Source organism: Vibrio sp. SCSIO 43132, assembly GCF_019904195.1.
GTDB classification, from domain to species: domain Bacteria; phylum Pseudomonadota; class Gammaproteobacteria; order Enterobacterales; family Vibrionaceae; genus Vibrio; species Vibrio nigripulchritudo.
This window is the reverse complement of record NZ_CP063199.1, coordinates 1,828,982-1,845,997: the sequence shown is the minus strand read 5'-3', so window position 1 is coordinate 1,845,997 and position 17,016 is coordinate 1,828,982. Positions and strand designations below refer to the sequence as shown.

The 17,016-nt window shown below is 43.0% G+C and carries 16 protein-coding genes; 6 read left to right on the top strand and 10 right to left on the bottom strand.

Annotation, left to right across the window (positions count from 1 at the left end; genetic code table 11):
• The first annotated feature begins 175 nt into the window (after window positions 1-175).
• The 3 genes from INR79_RS08320 to INR79_RS08310 all read left to right on the top strand — a co-directional run bounded on the left by INR79_RS08320 (window position 176) and on the right by INR79_RS08310 (window position 2,182).
• Window positions 176-736 (top strand): malate synthase, encoded by a 561-nt coding sequence (locus tag INR79_RS08320; RefSeq protein ID WP_004408773.1) that lies wholly within the window; start codon window positions 176-178, stop codon window positions 734-736.
• 421 nt (window positions 737-1,157) lie between these two features.
• Window positions 1,158-1,589 (top strand): hypothetical protein, encoded by a 432-nt coding sequence (locus INR79_RS08315; protein WP_223096791.1) that lies wholly within the window; start codon window positions 1,158-1,160, stop codon window positions 1,587-1,589.
• Between the two features lie 14 nt (window positions 1,590-1,603).
• Window positions 1,604-2,182 (top strand): dihydrofolate reductase family protein, encoded by a 579-nt coding sequence (locus INR79_RS08310; protein WP_223096790.1) that lies wholly within the window; start codon window positions 1,604-1,606, stop codon window positions 2,180-2,182.
• 76 nt (window positions 2,183-2,258) lie between these two features.
• Here the strand turns inward: INR79_RS08310 and INR79_RS08305 are convergent, their stop codons facing one another.
• The 3 genes from INR79_RS08305 to INR79_RS08295 all read right to left on the bottom strand — a co-directional run bounded on the left by INR79_RS08305 (window position 2,259) and on the right by INR79_RS08295 (window position 4,035).
• A complete protein-coding gene (locus INR79_RS08305) occupies window positions 2,259-3,020 on the bottom strand; it encodes a potassium channel family protein (RefSeq protein WP_223096789.1) in 762 nt (253 codons plus the stop codon).
• Window positions 3,021-3,197: 177 nt separating this feature from the next.
• Window positions 3,198-3,701 carry an SRPBCC family protein gene (locus INR79_RS08300; protein WP_223096788.1) on the bottom strand — a complete coding sequence of 168 codons (504 nt, stop codon included), beginning with the start codon at window positions 3,699-3,701 and terminating at the stop codon, window positions 3,198-3,200.
• Window positions 3,694-4,035 carry an ArsR/SmtB family transcription factor gene (locus INR79_RS08295; protein ID WP_022550504.1) on the bottom strand — a complete coding sequence of 114 codons (342 nt, stop codon included), beginning with the start codon at window positions 4,033-4,035 and terminating at the stop codon, window positions 3,694-3,696. The genes INR79_RS08300 and INR79_RS08295 overlap by 8 nt, the downstream gene beginning before the upstream one ends.
• A gap of 141 nt (window positions 4,036-4,176) precedes the next feature.
• Here INR79_RS08295 and INR79_RS08290 point away from each other — a divergent pair, with 141 nt between their 5' ends.
• Together INR79_RS08290 and INR79_RS08285 are read left to right on the top strand one after the other, a co-directional pair.
• The gene (locus INR79_RS08290; protein WP_223096787.1) at window positions 4,177-4,755 is read left to right on the top strand and encodes a Crp/Fnr family transcriptional regulator; all 579 of its coding nucleotides are present in this window, start codon (window positions 4,177-4,179) and stop codon (window positions 4,753-4,755) included.
• Between the two features lie 65 nt (window positions 4,756-4,820).
• Entirely contained in the window at window positions 4,821-5,342 is a 522-nt protein-coding gene (locus tag INR79_RS08285) for a DUF1772 domain-containing protein (protein ID WP_223096786.1), read from the top strand.
• Here INR79_RS08285 and INR79_RS08280 read toward each other — a convergent pair.
• Window positions 5,316-5,927, bottom strand: coding sequence for an HAD family hydrolase (locus INR79_RS08280; RefSeq protein WP_223096785.1), 612 nt, complete (start codon window positions 5,925-5,927; stop codon window positions 5,316-5,318). The two genes, INR79_RS08285 and INR79_RS08280, sit on opposite strands and share 27 nt — an antisense overlap.
• Window positions 5,928-5,957: 30 nt before the next feature.
• Window positions 5,958-6,578 carry a hypothetical protein gene (locus tag INR79_RS08275; protein ID WP_223096784.1) on the bottom strand — a complete coding sequence of 207 codons (621 nt, stop codon included), beginning with the start codon at window positions 6,576-6,578 and terminating at the stop codon, window positions 5,958-5,960.
• A gap of 253 nt (window positions 6,579-6,831) precedes the next feature.
• Here INR79_RS08275 and nagE point away from each other — a divergent pair, with 253 nt between their 5' ends.
• Window positions 6,832-8,304 carry an N-acetylglucosamine-specific PTS transporter subunit IIBC gene (gene nagE / locus INR79_RS08270; protein WP_223096783.1) on the top strand — a complete coding sequence of 491 codons (1,473 nt, stop codon included), beginning with the start codon at window positions 6,832-6,834 and terminating at the stop codon, window positions 8,302-8,304.
• A gap of 179 nt (window positions 8,305-8,483) precedes the next feature.
• On the opposite strand, the gene INR79_RS08265 is transcribed toward nagE, so the two are convergent.
• The 5 genes from INR79_RS08265 to INR79_RS08245 all read right to left on the bottom strand — a co-directional run bounded on the left by INR79_RS08265 (window position 8,484) and on the right by INR79_RS08245 (window position 16,860).
• The gene (locus INR79_RS08265; RefSeq protein ID WP_223096782.1) at window positions 8,484-8,969 is read right to left on the bottom strand and encodes a RagB/SusD family nutrient uptake outer membrane protein; all 486 of its coding nucleotides are present in this window, start codon (window positions 8,967-8,969) and stop codon (window positions 8,484-8,486) included.
• Between the two features lie 3 nt (window positions 8,970-8,972).
• Entirely contained in the window at window positions 8,973-13,520 is a 4,548-nt protein-coding gene (locus INR79_RS08260; protein WP_223096781.1) for an RHS repeat-associated core domain-containing protein, read from the bottom strand.
• Window positions 13,521-13,535: 15 nt separating this feature from the next.
• Window positions 13,536-14,447 carry a hypothetical protein gene (locus INR79_RS08255; protein ID WP_223096779.1) on the bottom strand — a complete coding sequence of 304 codons (912 nt, stop codon included), beginning with the start codon at window positions 14,445-14,447 and terminating at the stop codon, window positions 13,536-13,538.
• A gap of 65 nt (window positions 14,448-14,512) precedes the next feature.
• Window positions 14,513-16,324: a type VI secretion system tip protein TssI/VgrG gene (gene tssI, locus INR79_RS08250; protein ID WP_223096777.1), complete on the bottom strand. Its 1,812-nt coding sequence runs from the start codon at window positions 16,322-16,324 to the stop codon at window positions 14,513-14,515.
• Window positions 16,325-16,380: 56 nt separating this feature from the next.
• A complete protein-coding gene (locus INR79_RS08245) occupies window positions 16,381-16,860 on the bottom strand; it encodes an Hcp family type VI secretion system effector (RefSeq protein ID WP_004408945.1) in 480 nt (159 codons plus the stop codon).
• Window positions 16,861-17,016: the final 156 nt, after the last annotated feature.

The window sequence follows — 17,016 nt, the reverse complement described above, 5'->3', positions numbered from 1 at the left end:
GTCGCCTTATTTGTTTGTGTAAAAACATGCAGTTGTTTTTGTAAAATTTACACTGTGAAATTTTTATTGTGAAATTTTGACAGCAAAGGCGCTAATCTAAAGTTGAAGCAAGAGCAAAGGAAACGTCACAACCCTTTACTTGAGCTGGCAAAAGATAATTGATGAGGACATCACTATGACAATATCAACTGCTTCGAACAATCAGAATATACAAACCGAATCCCAGTTTGATGCGACTTCTGTCCTCGCTGCTGAAAAAACAAATGCGCAACGAGTGACAGAAAAGCAACAACGGGCAAAAGAGATACTGGACGCTTCATTTCCGCTTGAAAGTGGATCTCACAAAGACGTGGTGAACTATATGGTTTACTACTGCAATTTGGTCGCATGCTTCGCCGATGGCAAGCTTGTCGGTTTAGAGAACCCATCTCAGTTTGTCGCCTTGTCTGGTCACAAGCGCGAACCGGAAACCATTTTGTTAAAAGATGCGCAAGGCTGTCATCTTGAGATTTCTTTAGGCACTCATATGGGTGGTATCGATAATCTGGCGAACATTAAGGATATCCAGTTAGAGTCTCGCACATCTTTGTGCATGGAAACTCAATCCAGCCACCGTTACTGGATCAGCCTTCTGGAAACAGGTGCCAAAGGCGACCCAATCGCTCACAGTGTAGACAAAGAATATACGTCTCGCAGTGGTGATGACTATAGCCTCACTCGCATCTGCAAGAACTGATATTTAATTTGATAACAATTTTAATAAAGAAAGCCTTAACCTTAGTCTATGTCAATCTGACTGACCCCACTGACCGGGGTCTTTTTTTTGCCTCAAACCCAAATCTTCTACACCAGTTTTAACACTTCACCTTTTCCTGCTTCCTACACTCGGGCTCTAAAAAACCAAAATTTTTACTCAAACTGTCCCCGATTTTAGATTTCTCTCGTCTAGTTAGTAGTCAGTACTAAAAGCTGGCTTGAACTCAAGTTAAACAGCGTATCAAGGAGAAAGACGTGAGTATGAATCATGAAAAGAAATGGACCGAAGCCAAGCGATTAAATAAAAGGCATAAAACTGAAAAATCGATAGAAATCTCATCAGTTGCACCTTTCACCAGAGAGCCATCCACTGCATACACTTCGGTAGAAGGAGTTACGTCATGATTGCTCACCTTTTATCAATCCTCGCGTTTATGATCGTTACCTTTGCGGCGCAAGGGCTATCGCACTTTGTTCTCAATAAGGAACATTTTGATTCAGTGGGCTTTCTTCGTCCCGAGCCAATCATGGCGATGGGATTTACCGTTATGATTATTCAGGGAGCCATCATCAGTATCGGTCTAAGGGTCTGGAAAGGTGCCACTGCTCAAATAAAAGATGGAATATTCATTTCCCTGCTTTTTGGAGCGTTTCTTGTCAGCTATATCGCCATCACAGAACCCGCTAAATATACGGTGCCGTCAATTTCAAACTGGATTCAAATTGAGCTTACCGTCGGGTTATTGCAATTTGGATTTTTCGGGCTGGCTTTAGGTTGGATCCATCAAAAATTCCGTACTGGCAATAAATATCAAAATACCTACGTCAATTAGATAAGGAGCTGCTTATGAGAAAGCTTGCCGTTCTGGCATTTGTGACACTGGATGGAGTTATGCAGTCTCCTAGTATGCCCGAAGAAGATCCATCTGGTGGTTTTACACATGGGGGCTGGGCTGCGCCATACTGGGAAGGTGTAATGACTCAAGTTGAACGTTACGCGATGTCTGAACCTTACGATATGGTTTTTGGTCGAAATACCTATGATATTTTTGCAGGGCATTGGCCGAGCGCGCCAAAATCCAATCTATCAGACCAGATGAATGCTGCGAGAAAATATGTCATTACCTCCAACCCACAAACACTAACTTGGGAAAACTCCATCGCCATTTCTGGTGATGTCGTCTCCGAAATTCAAACCTTGAAAGACCAGAGCGGTCCTCTTCTCCAAGTACATGGGAGTACCAACCTGATACAGACGCTTCTAAAGTATGATCTGATTGACGAGCTTCGCCTGTGGATGTTTCCGGTCGTGGTTGGTAATGGGAAACGTCTATTCGAACCGGCAACCGGAACACGCCAGTTAACGCTTACAAAGTTTGAAAGGTGTAAAAACGGCGTGACGATGCACTTCTACAAACCTGCCTAAAATGGATTCTCAGAAGGTGTCGTCGAGTGATTTAGACTTTGTTCAAAGCCGCTTTAACCTCAGTCTGACTGACCCCTTAGTCGGGGTCTTTCTTTTGTGCTAAATCTCGCAGCAATACTTTTAAATCCTGAACCTCTTGCCTCAGTTCTACGACTTCATCTTTAAGGTTTGCCATGATGTGTTTACCTTGATCTTCTTTGTCGTCCTCCAAAAACCAGGAGGCAACGAACCCGGTAAACGTACCGAACAAACCAACACCTGTTGTCATCAAGATTGCTGCAACAAACCTCCCCTCTACCGTGACGGGATAATAATCGCCGTAACCCACCGTCGTAATCGTTACAAAAGCCCACCAGAATGCGTCTGTTGCGTTGTGAATGTTTGCATCTTCTACTCCTTGCTCAAGGAGTAGTAACGCGATAGCCCCCACTGTGAGCATAAGAATGGAGACGAATACAACAAAAGAGAATGAGCTTTTTACTTTGTTACGCATGAACACTTTAACAAGTGTCCGAACCGACCGAATTACGCGAATCAGACGAATGATCCGCACTATCCGCGCAAACTGCGGATAAAAGCCAAAGGGTATCGATGAGAGCAGATCTATCCATCCCCAGGTTCGGAAATAACGCCAACGGTCTGGAGCGTTTTTAAGCTGGATAAGAAAATCTATGAAAAAGAAAAAGCAGATAAACTGATCGGATAGCCTGAGTATGGCGTTGATGTCTTCAGGAAGCGGAATAGTCAGTTGCAGTAATACTGAAATAAGCACAAAGAGAGAAAGAAAAAGAACGAATACCTGAAAAGGTCCTAAACTCTCTCGCTGTTCGTCGATCATGCTCTGAGACTCACTGTATTGATTTTATTATGGCTCCACCTTAAGTTCCGTGCTGCCATTCGTCAATTGTGATTAAGAGAATGTCTCAAATTAAACAAGAGAAAAAAGAATTGGAAGGCAGCTCTTCGTGATTGAATTAAATACGACGAGCTGCCAACAAACCTTAGATGTAATAACTTAGACCTCGGACAGGTATTTCTCAAGACTTTCGAGGCCTGAGCCCCAACCTGCTCCGTGTTGCTCACGAGAAGAATCGAAAGCGGCAACTTCTTCAGAAGACGCATTCACTGGCTCCCAAATCAGTTGAAGCTTGGTTTTACTGCCATTCTCTTCCAGTTTCACCGTGGTTTTCATTTCTTTTGGCCAGCTAGGCATTTGAGGGCTTGGCAATATTTCCCCTTGCTCGTTCGAAACAGATTGTACAAATACAACTGTGTGTGGCTCCACAATCTCCAGGTATTTAGAATACAGCCACATTTCGAACCCATTTGGCATGGTCATTTTATGCAGTGATTCACCACCCGCTTTGATATCGGCTTTCGTAAATTCACAGGATACTCCCGGCATAGGCACCATCCATTTAGAGAGGTGCTCTACTTTCGTCCATGCCTCAAACACCAGTTGAATTGGTGCGTCGTATTCACGAGTTAGAATGGTCGGTTCTACGATTTGATCATTCATCCTTGTCCCCTTGTTGAATGTCTTGAAGGTAATCTCCCAAACTGTCTAAAGTATGGGTCCAGTATTGCTCAAATTGAATTACCCAGTTTTGGATCAATTTAAGTTGTTCACCGTTGACGCTGTATGCTCTAAACCGCCCTTCCTTACGTTCATGGACCAAGTCGACTGCTTTAAGAACACCCAAATGCTTAGATACTGCGGGTTGATTCCAACCCAGCAAATCTACCAGTTCAGTCACAGTCATTTCTTTCCCTGCAAGCTTCTCTAAAAGTTCTCGCCTTTTAGGTTCTGCAATTGCATTAAACGGGTCATAGGTGGTTTTTGCTCTAGCCATACAATCAATATATTCCAATATAGGAATATGTAAACCTCAATTATTTGGTTTCTTAAAAAAGAGACAGAAACGACTAATCGCTCGCTGGAAACTTTCCAACAACGATTTATCAGAAAATAATGAATAGAACAGCTTACCTCTATGAGTTTTGACATTATCGACAACTCCAATCATTTTGCTCATCTTGACGAAGGCACAAAGAATGCTTTGTCTGCATCCGCTAAACGCGTTTCGTTTGAACCACAGTCTGTTCTTCTTCATTCAAACCAACCGTGGACGACTGTATTTTTAATTGAATCGGGCTTAGTAAGGATGTATTACCTTGATATTGAAGGGCGTGAACACAACAAGTCTTTTTTCCTACCAGGTTCCATTCTCTGGCCAATTACCCCTTCTTTACGCACCAGTGAAGCTGGATTTTTCATTGAATCGATAGAGGCTACCCATAGCTGGACATGGAAGTTTGATGACTTTCAGCGTTGTTTTCAGCATTCAAACGACTGGAATGATTTCGCCTTACTCTGGATGGAGCGAGTGCTGGAAGATAAATTCAGCCGAGAGAAAGACTGGCTACAACTCACAGCAAGTCAAAGGTATCTAAAACTTTTATCAACGAGACCAGAATTCAGAGAGATCCCCGACAAACACATTGCCAGCTACTTGGGTGTGACAGCTGAATCGTTTTCACGAATAAAAAAATCCATCCGACTTACCAAATGATAAGTACAGCCGAATTCAATCCTTTCATGCTATTTAAAACTTCAAATACATGAACGGAGACAAACATGAAAGTGGCGCTTCGAGGGATTTCGACTTTACTACTTGGTTTAATGGCGGGTTTCTTTGCAACCTATAGCTTCAACGTTAACTATGCAATGCTGGAGGTTGATGGCGAGACTTATGCGACGGTTCAATCTCTCTTCAACATTAATGTCAGACACTCAGGATTTTTTATCTGCTTTTTTGGTGCGGGACTTTTGCCAGCAATAACCGGAGTCGCGACTTTTCAATCCTCAAAAAGAGAAGGTATCTTCTGGATACTTGTAGCGCTGGTTTATTTTCTGGGAATCATCATGTTTACTAAGTTCATTAACTTACTACTTAACTATTACACCGAGTCATGGGATCCGTCGGCTGTACCTTTGGATTGGCAAGAAGTGAGAGATAACTGGAACGCAGCGAATCTATTTCGAGTGGGAATCAGCATGGCGACTTTCCTTTCATCGCTGGCTCTGTTGAGCTTCTCTTCACCAGAGAAAGCCCGCCATGCACAAGAAGAGTTAGATTGCCACTCCCAGACTTCTTAAGTCCTCACGAGCTTGCTCAGCTGTTGTAAACTGAAAGGCTTCAAATCCGTGTTTTTTGGCGCCTTCAATATTTTGTGGCATATCGTCCAGAAAAACTGATTCCTCTGATCGAATGCCACATTTGTCGTTCACTAGCTGATAGATTTTCGGGTCTGGTTTGAGTACCGACCATTCAGCCGACACAATCGCACCATCAAATAGCGGCCAAAAATCGTAAGTGGTTTTGAGGTGCGACACTATCTCGTTCACATTGTCCGTCAAGCCAAACAGAGCGTACCCTTTCTCTTTCAATTCTTTCATCATATCGAAGGTGCCTGGGAGTAACTCCTGGGTCGCTTTCACCTGATAGAAAAGTACGTCGGTTTCGTTGGGAGTAAGCTGGAGTTGCTCCTGATAAGCGAGTTTCGCTTCTAGCTCGCTGATTTTCCCTTTATTGATATCCAGCCATATTTGATGTTGGAAAATTGTGTTTGCCATCGCCTGACACTCATCACCAGACAAATTGAATGTGCGAGCTATGATATCGGTAGGTGACCACTTCACAATGACGTTCCCGACATCAAAAATAATGTTCTTTATAGCCATAACGTTGTACCTCCCTCTGGGGGATTGAGTTTATAAATTCTTGATATAGATAGTATTGTCTTTGTCTGAACGAGTAAACCCAACTTTTGTCAGGTATTCGTGATGCTCAGCCGTTTTGGCGTGTGCTTCTAGCAACCTAACACCCCTCTCCTTCATGAATTCCGGATGAGACTGGTAATAAAACTGCGCCAACTTCATGTCGCGAAATTCGGGGGTTACGTAGTCCAGCAAGATACGAAACGTTCCTGCTTCACTTATATTGCCCACCAAAACACCTGCAATACTGTTGTTGCGAAGCATATAGAAAGCAGTACCTGCATCTTTAAGTTCATCAACCTTAACTTGCCGTTCAATATCATTTTGATTGGTCGACACAAAGTGGTCGAAATACTCTGATTTTACCGAGGCGGTGATAAGCTTGAAGCGCTCTTTGGTACTGTAGATATTCCAGAGATAATAGACATTGATTCCTGCAATACCGAGGTTCATAAACATGGTGGGATAGGAATCAATAAAATAAGCGAAAGCTGCAAACAAAAGGCAGCCGATGAAGTTGATCACTCTTAGCTTAATGATCGATGTCATTGTTAACGAAACCAGCACCACCAGAGATGCCAGATAACCAAACCACTCTACCCAATCAAAATCCATTTTGATGTTCCTTATAGTTCGCTTTATCAAAAAGATAGCATCGGTCAACGGAGGATGATAGATGCTCGCGCGTTCTCGTCACGCAATCTGCTTACTGATACAACTTGTGTCACATAAAACAATCGAAATTGCGAATGTGAACAAAAGTTAACTCAACAGAAAAAGCCTCTTAATTCTGCACTCTTTAGTCTTTTAATCAGGAAATGCCGAGATGAGATTCTCGGTAACTATTGATAACTAAAGAGGAAATAACGTGAATATTCTCGGGTACTTACAAAAAATAGGTAAAGCGTTGATGGTTCCCATCGCCGTTTTACCAGCAGGTGGATTGATGCTGGGTTTAGGCTACGCCATTGACCCTGCTGGTTGGGGCGCCAATAGTGCTTTAGCTACCATCTTAGTGTTTGGCGGAAAAGGGATAATGGATAATCAGGCGTGGCTGTTCGCGGTTGGCGTCGCGTATGGTTTGGCAAAAGATAACAACGGCGCTGCCGCATTATCGGGTCTTTTGGGTCTTCTGATTATCGAGATGATTGTCGGGAACGTAGCGGTTATATCCCAAATAACTGGCGTTCCGGTGGATGACATGTCCCAGGCTCAGGTCATCGCCTCAGGTGCAGCCGTTAGTGCATTCACTGGTATTTTGATTGGTATTGTGGCTGCAACACTCTACAACCGATTCCACAACATTCAGCTTCCTGCAGTCCTTGGCTTTTTTGGAGGGCGTCGCTTCGTACCTATCGTCACTTCGTTTGCCGCAATCTTAATTAGCCTTGTGATGGTATATGTCTGGCCGGTTGTGTACGGTTCGCTTGTTAACTTCGGTATCGCAATTTCAGAACTTGGCGCAACGGGAGCGGGTTTATACGGCTTCTTTAACCGTCTGCTGATCCCTGTTGGGCTCCACCATGCGCTGAATCAGGTATTTTTATTCGATCTGGTTGGAATCAGTGATATTTCAAAGTTCTGGTCGGGAACCGGCGAGCTGGGTATCACAGGTATTTACCAAGCCGGATTCTTCCCTGTTATGGGGTACGGGCTTCCAGCCGCATGTTTGGCTATGTACCATTGCGCAATACCGGAAAACAAGAAAAAGGTAGGCGGAATTTTAGGAGCTTCGGCATTTACTGCGATTCTAACAGGCGTTACAGAACCGATTGAATTCGCCTTTATGTTCGTTGCACCTGTTCTTTATGTCATTCACGCTATTTTAACTGCACTATCAATGTACATCGCAGCAAGTATGCAGTGGATTGCCGGCTTTACCTTCAGCGGCGGTCTTATCGATTTTGCCCTATCATTCAACCTGCCACTTGCTGTTAAGCCATACATGTTGATTGTTCAAGGGTTATGCTTCTCTGCGATTTACTACAGCGTATTCCGCTTTGCTATCGTTAAGTTTGATTTAAAAACCCCAGGACGAGAAGCGCTTGTAGAAGGTGATTCAGAAGAGATTGAAATCGGCGAAAAAGCGAGGCATTACCTGAAAGCACTAGGGGGACATGAAAATCTTACTAGCATCGATTCTTGTATCACTCGATTAAGACTGACACTCAAGAACCGTGATCTGGCAGACGAAACTACCCTAAAGAATATTGGTGCTATGGGTGTAGTAAGAATTGGAACCAACAATTTACAAGTCATCGTTGGAACAGAAGCTGAGCAAATAGCTCATGAAATGAAACAGATTCCGAGAATGGAAACACTGACTAAGGTTGTTACTTAGGTAAGGCTATGTGCTGATGTGGTAAGTAAAAAGACCGGTGTTTATGACCGGTCTTTTTTGTGAATTGAGAAATAGAAAACCTTATATGTAAGTTTGAAACTTCAAATCTTATATGTACTGATTCGGACCTGATCTGGCAGTTGCCCCTATCATTAGTACATGACTAATATATACTTACCTTATAGGTACTCTTCAGTTATATCCTCAACAATACGTTGAATAGCATCCTCATCTAGTTCACTATCTTTTACGATTTCTATTGCTTCGTTAGGTCTTTCAAGATTTGCAAGTGCTTCAGCATATAACAAATATACATCCTCATCTGACCTCAAGTTTACAGACTTAGCAAAGTAATCTAGCGAATCTGAATAGTCTTCTAGTACTACACTAAGATAAATTGCTAGCTTAGTAACAACTTCGTAGTTATCTTTATCAATTGCAAGAGCCTGCTTATAGAGGTCAATGGGTTTTTCTTTGTGGGACATATCAGTAACCGCTGCTAACTCATAATGCAAGTCAGCTTTCATGCAAAGTAATTCTGTGGAAACAGGAGACAACTCTAATAGAGATTCTAGCTCCGTGAGATTGTCTTCCATTGCAAGTCCCGGATTCTTTATATTTTTCTTTAGTTTGTTCACTCGAAACTCAAAAGAGTCATTGTTCATAACTTACTCACTCATAAAAGTATTTCTAACACTTTTTCCATCTATCTCAACTTTCTTTCCTACTCGACCAACCACTATCTCTAGCTGTATATTTGGTCTTGCCACAGCAAATCGTTTTATGACTTCCTCACACGAGCCACATATTTGTCTTTCAGAATATAATCGAATGCTTCCCGTCGAATTTTCATCTGTTTGCCTTAAAACGTTTTCAAGAATTTTATGTTCAGTGTCAGACCATCGGTCGTGCCCACCGTATACTTTGGATGGTAACAACTGCTCTTGCTTTGGTATAGCATCTAAATAACCAGGAATCTGAGCTTCATCTCCACTGAATGCTTTAAGAAACATATTATTACCATCTATTTCTACGTTAGCAAATGCAATATTTCCTTCGTTGAAATCATTAAACCTAGGTAAAACATCACCCACTTCTGAGCGAATTTCATTTCTTATCTGCTTATCCGTGGCAGTCGCTTTACCATTCCCTAATTTTCCACCAAAAACTACATTTTCAGGAAGTCGCTTATCTGGATTTTTTTCCAACCACAATTTGTATTGCTCATCCAACTGGGATTTTAAGTTGAATAATTGTTTTCCACTCTTAGGCACACTCTTCGATGACTTCATAAGCACTCGCCCGCCAGCCAACGTTCCAACAATCTCCACTGATTTATGAGTGAGTGTTGCTGCAAGTGGTGAGCCAGTAGCGTCTAAAACTGCATCTCCTGCACTTTCCATCGTGCTCTCATACGCTTGCACATAATCTGATAGGTGCTCCCCTATCATTTTTGCACCTTCAGTGTTAGGTGTGTAACTTAGCGTATCTTGTATGCCTTCAATCCAGTTTACAGAGGTTTCTAAGTCACCGATCGCTAATGGTGCTAAACCTGCCAGACCAGCAACTACATCCACTGCGGTGTTATAGACTCCTGATACCAGTAATTCAGCCGCTCCTTCGACATACTTGCCACCAATATTGGTTCCTGCTGATTGGGGATGTAGTGGGTATGTTGGCGAATTCACATTTGCCGTAGATAGAAGGTTCCCCGACCCCATTGCATAGACGACTCGCTTTTCTGGCTGCGAATCCGTATCTCCAGCTTTTACGGCAGTATCAGGCTGCTCGCAGCATAAACCTGATGGATCAATCCACATAATCGGGTTTGGGGCGTATTGGTAGTGGTTAATACCGCCTAGCAAACCAATTGGGTCTGGTTGGATAAAGCGTCCTGAGCAAGGGTCGTAATATCTCGCTAGGTTGTAATGTAAACCTGATTCTTCATCGAAGTATTGCCCTTGGAAACGAAGAGGGTTTCTGACTTCTTCAATGTCTATGCTGGCTTGCCCAAGTGGGTTGTGAGACGCTTGCCAAACTACGTTGCCAGAGGTATCTACCAGCCTTATGGGTGTGCCCAAGTGGTCATTCTGGTAGAAGAAACACAGACCATTTTCGATCAGCATCAAAGGTGCATGGGACTTAGGAAGGTAAACATACCAGCGGTAATGATTCGCGCTGACTTCACCAATGAGTTGGCTACCTTGCCAGATAAACTCGGTTGTACCGCTTTCTGTTGTTTTTTTGCTTCGCCTTCCCAAAGCATCATATTCATAGTGCGCGAGCTTCCCGTTGTGATTCACCATCACAAGCTGATTCAATGCGTTGAATTCGCGTCGCTGCAGGGAATCTCCACCCGAGACTCGAATCTGATTACCCTGGTCGTCGTATTGATAACGCAATCCACCATGCTCAATAAGACGGTCATGCTCTACGACCGATTCTTCGCTTTCTGGGTTGCCAAAGCTATCGAATCGATATTTGAATACTTCGTCAGGTGTTTTTACCCGAGTCAGTTGCGATAGCGCATCGTAGTGATAATGATGATGACCTAACTCGCTGTCGATGCTGCTTGCTAAGTTATCGGAAACATCGTAGCGATAGTGACGATTTCGTGTCCCCCAGTCTTGCTGTTTCAGCCTTCCAAGTCCATCGTAAGTACGAAGCTCGGACTGAGCATTCCCATATTGAAGGGTCTGAACCCTTGCCATATTGTCGTAGGCAATAGTCACCTTGGCAGGGCTTTGTTCTAACTTAGATTGGGACTGGTAGGTGACGCCAGTCAGCTCACCAAATTCGCTGTAATCAAAGTACAGCTCATCCCCGTTGGGTAGAGACTTCTTTTCGCAAAGCTTTTGATGGTTGTACTGGTTTTGAATGAGATAATTTGACTGCCATTCCTCAGTTAATAAACCATGGGGATCATACTGATTCTTTATCGCTCGGCTGCTGTTACTCGCCGTCAGCAGCTTGCCGCCAAAACTATGCTGAAAATGAGATTCGTTGAAATAGCCTTCATTTCTGGCGCTGATGGATGCCATATCACCATGTTGGTTGTATTCAACATGGATGGCTCGCTGACCAGAGATAACAGCATTTATCTGACCATTGTCATCGTAACCGTATTGGTTTTGAACACCATCGAATCCCTTGGTTTCTATTAGCTGCCCATCAGGAGAAAGAGAAAGCTGGTAACTCGCGTTGTCACTTCGATTGATGGCAGTGAGGTTTCTTTCGGCATCGTATTCAAATGAAAGTCCACTGCCATCTTGTTTGATGAGGCTGTCAGGCTGATTCAGCGTCCCCCACTCAAATTTGGTTGAACCATTAGGTGTGGTTATCGAAGTGACTCTGCCTGCGTCGTCATAATCGTAGGTATGTTCTCGCGATACACTTTTGTCAAAATCATGAAATGTTCTTTGGCGAGTCAACTGACCGTGAGCGTTGTGCTCCAGAGTCACATACATGCCATCTGGATAAGCCAAACCGTTGACTCGGTTTTCTGCATTGTAGCTGTACCGGATCAGCGAGTGGTTAATTTGAATACCTTGGATTCGGTTTTCTTCTCCCCACCACCAGCGTTTGAGAGAGCCTTGAGAACTTGCTGTTTCAATCAAGCGCCCTTTTTTATCGTATTGGTATTGTGTCGAGACCTGACTGGGGTTTTGGCTCCAGATGAGCTGACCTAAGCTATTGACTTCTCTTTTACTAACTTCACCATCGGGGTGAATCACCGCTGACAACACACCATACGAATCATATTGGTATTCTGTCTTTGCACCACTGCTGTGTTGCATGGCAGATAACTGTCCAAACTCGTTGTAGTAACGTTTCTTGTAAGTACCGTTGGGTTCGCTTTCTTTTGAAAGCCTTCCAAGGTCGTCGTATTCCCAAACACTTTTTCGCCCTTCAGGGCTTACTTTTTCTAGCAGCTTCCCATTGCCATCGTGTTTAAACTGCCAAGTATGACCTAAGGTGTCCTGATAGCTGGATTCCGTTTCACCAAATTCAAATCGGTAATCATAGATGCCTTCATCACCAAAGTTACGTACACATTTGGCTTTTGCCCCCTCTCCCTGCCATTCGAAGTAGTGGGTAAATCCGGAAGGTCGTTGGCGGGTCAGTAATAGTGCGCTGTCTGTGTAGGTATACTTCTCTTGCAGACCATTTTGATCAGACGCACCAATCAAGTGATCGTATTCGTCTATATCATACTCTACGACCAGCTTGTCGGTATGCGGGCAACGTAATCCAACCAACTTTCCTTCTTTGTCGTACTGACAACATAAATCGGACACACCGTTTGTCTGGACTTCAATCAGGCGACCGTTTGAAGAGTATCTCAGATCTATCTGTTTAAGAGCGTTTTCCCTTATCTGGCTGAGTTTCCAGTCTTCATGATGCTTGAGAAACTTGTATTGGTTACCGTCTGGCAGTGTAATAACTCGGTATCCGTTTTTATGGTTCAGACAAGACGAACCCGCTTTAATTTGGTAGCTCGTTGCGCCTTTTCCTACGGGAGGAAACTCAATGGCATCGCCCATGTCATCGATGAATTTCCAGGATGCAACCTCACCTTCTTCGTCTTGTATCTCGCTGAATTCAAGAAGGAACGAATGTCGCCATCCCAGACCCAATCCTACAGACTGTTTGCACTTTGATGAGCGATAATGGCGAGTCCACACCAAGCCACTTGAACTTGTGAAGTCATCCAGAGATAAAAGCTCTTCACCCGTAACCATAGAAACAGGGTCACCGCCGGTTTCGTGTTCTTTGGCACTAACAGGAGTGTCTTCATCACTGGTCGCGTTCTCGTTTTGTTCCTCTTCAGCTTTGCCGTCCGAAGGTCGTTTTTCTTCTTCTGGTTCACTGTATTCCAACTCAATGGGAACAGATGACGAAATGGGTGGTGCACTCACTTCAACACTACAGAATAGTTGCTGTTGATAGAGCAATTTCCCCAGGTGCTTTGCTTGAGCAGGCAGGCGTTCTTCAGGTTTTAACGGTGAAAGAGATTGGAAACCGGAAACATTGTTCAGTTCACCTAGTAATTGCAATGATTGAGAGTCTGAACGAGAAAAGAACTGCGCAACAAAGTTGATGGCTTCGTTTTCACTCTGGAATACCTTTGCTGTACCTTTCCCTTGATTCTGAGATGAGAATGTGAATTTCTCAGTTCCTCGTTGGATTGTATTGCTAAAATTTTCCCTAATCATTGATACCTAAGCTCTTTATAACTGCCATGTAAATGAGGCGGCTGCTCTAAAATTGTTATCAGAGACGTCCATTTGAAAATGACAAAAGCCATCCACAGGATCTTTCTCTTGCACATTTGAAGTGTGAATCACTTTCCATAAGCCACTGTTAGCGCCTAAATCACCAAATGTTGTCTCGAGAAATTTGAACTCTGTGTTTTCATTTAAATATTTATGTAAATGGTGTATTTCGCTGTTCCAGTCAGATACGGCATCTTTAGGAACTGTAAAAGGTAATGAGAGATGGCTATAACGCTGCTTTGCTCGCTTCGCACTGGCTCTGAATATAAAGCGAGTACTTTCTCCAACTTGCTTATCAAGAGTAGATACATCAATGAGCCCCCAACCGTAATTCAAGCCGTTTTTACTTTTCTTAACTTTGACTAAGAAAAAGCTGTCGTTGCACGCCACCTCTTTTGGCTCTTCTTCTTGCTCCTTTTTAAGGAACGCTGCATCTGTATCTATCCCTAAAACCCAGACTCCTGATTCGTGCTCATCCAGCAAACGGCTTAGCTTCTTAAAAGACATCAGAAATGACGCCCTGCCAAAGGGGTAGATAAGTTTTGGTGCACTGCTTTGCAGGGGACCAAAGTACTGCTTTAAATCTGTATACAACGCGCTGTAATCTTCCCCACTTTCTTTTTCAGGAAGCAAAACGACGCAAGGAGCAGACTCTTTATTCTGCTCCAAGTAATTGATATTCCGTTTAGCGATGTCGCGCAGGCGTTCTATCTTACTTTCAGATTGACCTTTAATAATTCGGTTAGCCACACCACAAAAATCTTTCGAGTCTTCCCAGTCAGATGAGAATTCACTCTCGCCTTTCAGAACATCCACCAAATCATGTTTTCCAACTTTGAGAACCAGTGGTTCAAATGTCAGTGGCATTCAACTTCCAACTTATTGCACTTCTAATAAATTGAACTTTCTGTCGTCCAAATAAGGTTTTCTACTTAGTTCAGAGCGATCTTTCCGGCTTTCAAATCTATCGCTGATCCGTTTATGGCGACTTGGTTGCCTTTGATGTTTATTTCTCCAGAACTCGACATAGTGATGGACGCGCCACCAACCTTTAGTTCAATGCTTTTTCCTGCGGTAAGAGAGAGAATTTCACCAACATCGACACTTAAATTCTTACCGACGTTATGTGCTTCATTGTTGGTGACTGTTTGTACTTTGTCGTTTTCAACAAGTATGTCTGCGTTGTTTTCCACAACCGATTGATAGTCTTTCTCTGCGTGAAGATACAAAAGCTCTTTTCCTGGCTTGTCTTCAAAGCGCACCTCATTAAAGTTGCTAGAGCCTCCTTTTACAGAGCGACTCTTGATACCACTTTGCGTTTTCTTGTCGGGCAGAGCATATGGGGTCGCATTAGCACCGTTGTAAAGCACACCCATAACAATCGGTTGATCAGGATCGCCGTTAACAAACTCGACGATCACTTCCTGCCCTACACGAGGAAGGAAAGTACTTCCCCATCCGTTACCCGCGCTCTGCTGCGCGACACGGATCCAGCAAGAGCTTTGTGCGTCTCGTTTACCTTCACGATCCCAGTGGAACTGGACCTTTATTCGACCATGCTTATCAACGTGAATATCGCCTTCACTCGGACCCGTTACTATGGCGGTCTGAATACCTTGGATTCTAGGCTTCGCTTTAGGCAGCGGTGGACGGAAAAGCTTTTTCACATCCATACAGTAGAATTGTACTTCTACTCCCTGCCCTGCATTTCCATGACTACCTGTCTGGTTAAACACCGAAGCATTCACAGAGACATGGGTCAGAACAAATTCTTTGCCGACAAACGCCTTGTCTTCATGGGCATCAAACTTAAACGTTTGGCCCGTGGTAAAAGTACGACAACTTGCCGTACCTGAAAAAATTTGGCTTTCACGTTGAAGCGATTCGAGAATGTGCTGGTTCTTGTAAGCATACTTATCGCCAGTTTCCTCTTCCCCCATGTATTCGTAGTATTCACTCATTGGAGGTGTGTAAGAGGCAGGCTTCATCTGAACGTTATGACTAGGAAGACTATTCGGCTTCAACATATCAAAGCCGGACAAACAACTCGCTTTTGTCGTGATCGATTGGGTTTCCTGCCAAGAAGAAACATGTGCGAATTCTGAACTGCCAGTGCTATGAGAAATAGCCGCTTCAGTACTAGGTTGGTAGAAACTTAAATCATCAAATAACTCTAGCTTGTGACCAGATTCTTCATGGACAAAACTAAAACTAATACCTTCTTCTGATAAAAGTCTTAGAATAAATTCAAGATCACTTTCATTATATTGAACTTTGAATGTATATTTTGGATAGGTTTTATTTAATTTCAGTGCAAACTCTACAGCATGTTCGCCTAATATTAATGAAATTATTTCTTTTACATCTTTATTTTGGAAAATTCGATTATTTTTCCGAAACTCACAAAGTGCCAGTCTTGGACGAATTGTAAGTTCAATATCTTTATAATTTTCACCTTCGTGCCCAGAAGTAACTCGGCTGCCTAAAATACGAGCATTGGTAACCACACCATGAAAATACCTTGGGTCTTCTGTAACAAGTGCGTTGTTATCCATAAGAATAACTGCTGGCTTGCCGATAACTTGGGATAAATCCCCTTGAGTGCCATTGAAATAGGCTAAAGCTTGTAGTGAGAAAAGTTCTGAAAGTCCTTCGTAATATTGGAAGCTATTCAGAATAATGGAGTCGTACCCAAATGCTGTAGAGATCTTTATAAAGTTATTACTTTGTGTCGCTTTTTTCATTACAAACTTCTTACTGATTGAAACAAGTGCGGGGCATCGCTGCCCCGCAACATGAATTACATTTGCTGACCTTTAACGCCGCTGTAACCGTAAACAAGAGGAGCAACAGTGTTGTTCTTGTCGTCAGTTGGAGTAACAGTCATCATCATTTCAGTGTAAGAAATAGTGATTGTTTCAACTGGACGGTCGTCTTGGATAGACACAGCGTAGTTAGAAATCATTGCATCAGTTAGTTCGATCTTCATGATTTCTTCCACTTTTTCACCTTGCTTAGTGATGTGGAAAACAGCTGGCTTACCTTTACCGATAGTCGCTTCTTTGAACAGGTCTGGAGAAGCACGGTCTTGAAGTTTAGTAATAGTCAAGTCGTAAAGACGAGTAGAACTTGCTTCACGGTCTTGTGCTGTACCAGTGTAAGAAGTAATTTCACGACCAACGCTCCAATCAACAGAAAGTAGAGTGATCAGATCCTTGTACTGCTCAGCAGTAGCTTCACCTTTAATATCAGCGTATTTAAGGTATGTATTTGACTGCATGCTAATCTCCTATAGCATTGATTATTTCAACTCAATTTAATGAGCAAGGAATTATCCCAATACAGAAATTTGCATTGGGAAGTTAATTACAATTAAGTCATTTACGACTAATTAAATATGCGTTTTTATAACTTATATTCAATCATTTTAATAGCT

Bases quoted from the DNA above. Each gene is read 5' to 3' on its own strand.
- INR79_RS08260 (WP_223096781.1), bottom strand. From the start codon at position 13,520: ATGATTAGGGAAAATTTTAGCAATACAATCCAACGAGGAACTGAGAAA.
- INR79_RS08265 (WP_223096782.1), bottom strand. From the start codon at position 8,969: ATGAACAATGACTCTTTTGAGTTTCGAGTGAACAAACTAAAGAAAAAT.
- INR79_RS08315 (WP_223096791.1), top strand. From the start codon at position 1,158: ATGATTGCTCACCTTTTATCAATCCTCGCGTTTATGATCGTTACCTTT.
- INR79_RS08285 (WP_223096786.1), top strand. From the start codon at position 4,821: ATGAAAGTGGCGCTTCGAGGGATTTCGACTTTACTACTTGGTTTAATG.
- INR79_RS08300 (WP_223096788.1), bottom strand. From the start codon at position 3,701: ATGAATGATCAAATCGTAGAACCGACCATTCTAACTCGTGAATACGAC.
- INR79_RS08295 (WP_022550504.1), bottom strand. From the start codon at position 4,035: ATGGCTAGAGCAAAAACCACCTATGACCCGTTTAATGCAATTGCAGAA.
- tssI (WP_223096777.1), bottom strand. From the start codon at position 16,324: ATGAAAAAAGCGACACAAAGTAATAACTTTATAAAGATCTCTACAGCA.
- INR79_RS08280 (WP_223096785.1), bottom strand. From the start codon at position 5,927: ATGGCTATAAAGAACATTATTTTTGATGTCGGGAACGTCATTGTGAAG.
- INR79_RS08255 (WP_223096779.1), bottom strand. From the start codon at position 14,447: ATGCCACTGACATTTGAACCACTGGTTCTCAAAGTTGGAAAACATGAT.
- INR79_RS08275 (WP_223096784.1), bottom strand. From the start codon at position 6,578: ATGGATTTTGATTGGGTAGAGTGGTTTGGTTATCTGGCATCTCTGGTG.
- INR79_RS08290 (WP_223096787.1), top strand. From the start codon at position 4,177: ATGAGTTTTGACATTATCGACAACTCCAATCATTTTGCTCATCTTGAC.
- INR79_RS08320 (WP_004408773.1), top strand. From the start codon at position 176: ATGACAATATCAACTGCTTCGAACAATCAGAATATACAAACCGAATCC.
- INR79_RS08305 (WP_223096789.1), bottom strand. From the start codon at position 3,020: ATGATCGACGAACAGCGAGAGAGTTTAGGACCTTTTCAGGTATTCGTT.
- INR79_RS08310 (WP_223096790.1), top strand. From the start codon at position 1,604: ATGAGAAAGCTTGCCGTTCTGGCATTTGTGACACTGGATGGAGTTATG.
- INR79_RS08245 (WP_004408945.1), bottom strand. From the start codon at position 16,860: ATGCAGTCAAATACATACCTTAAATACGCTGATATTAAAGGTGAAGCT.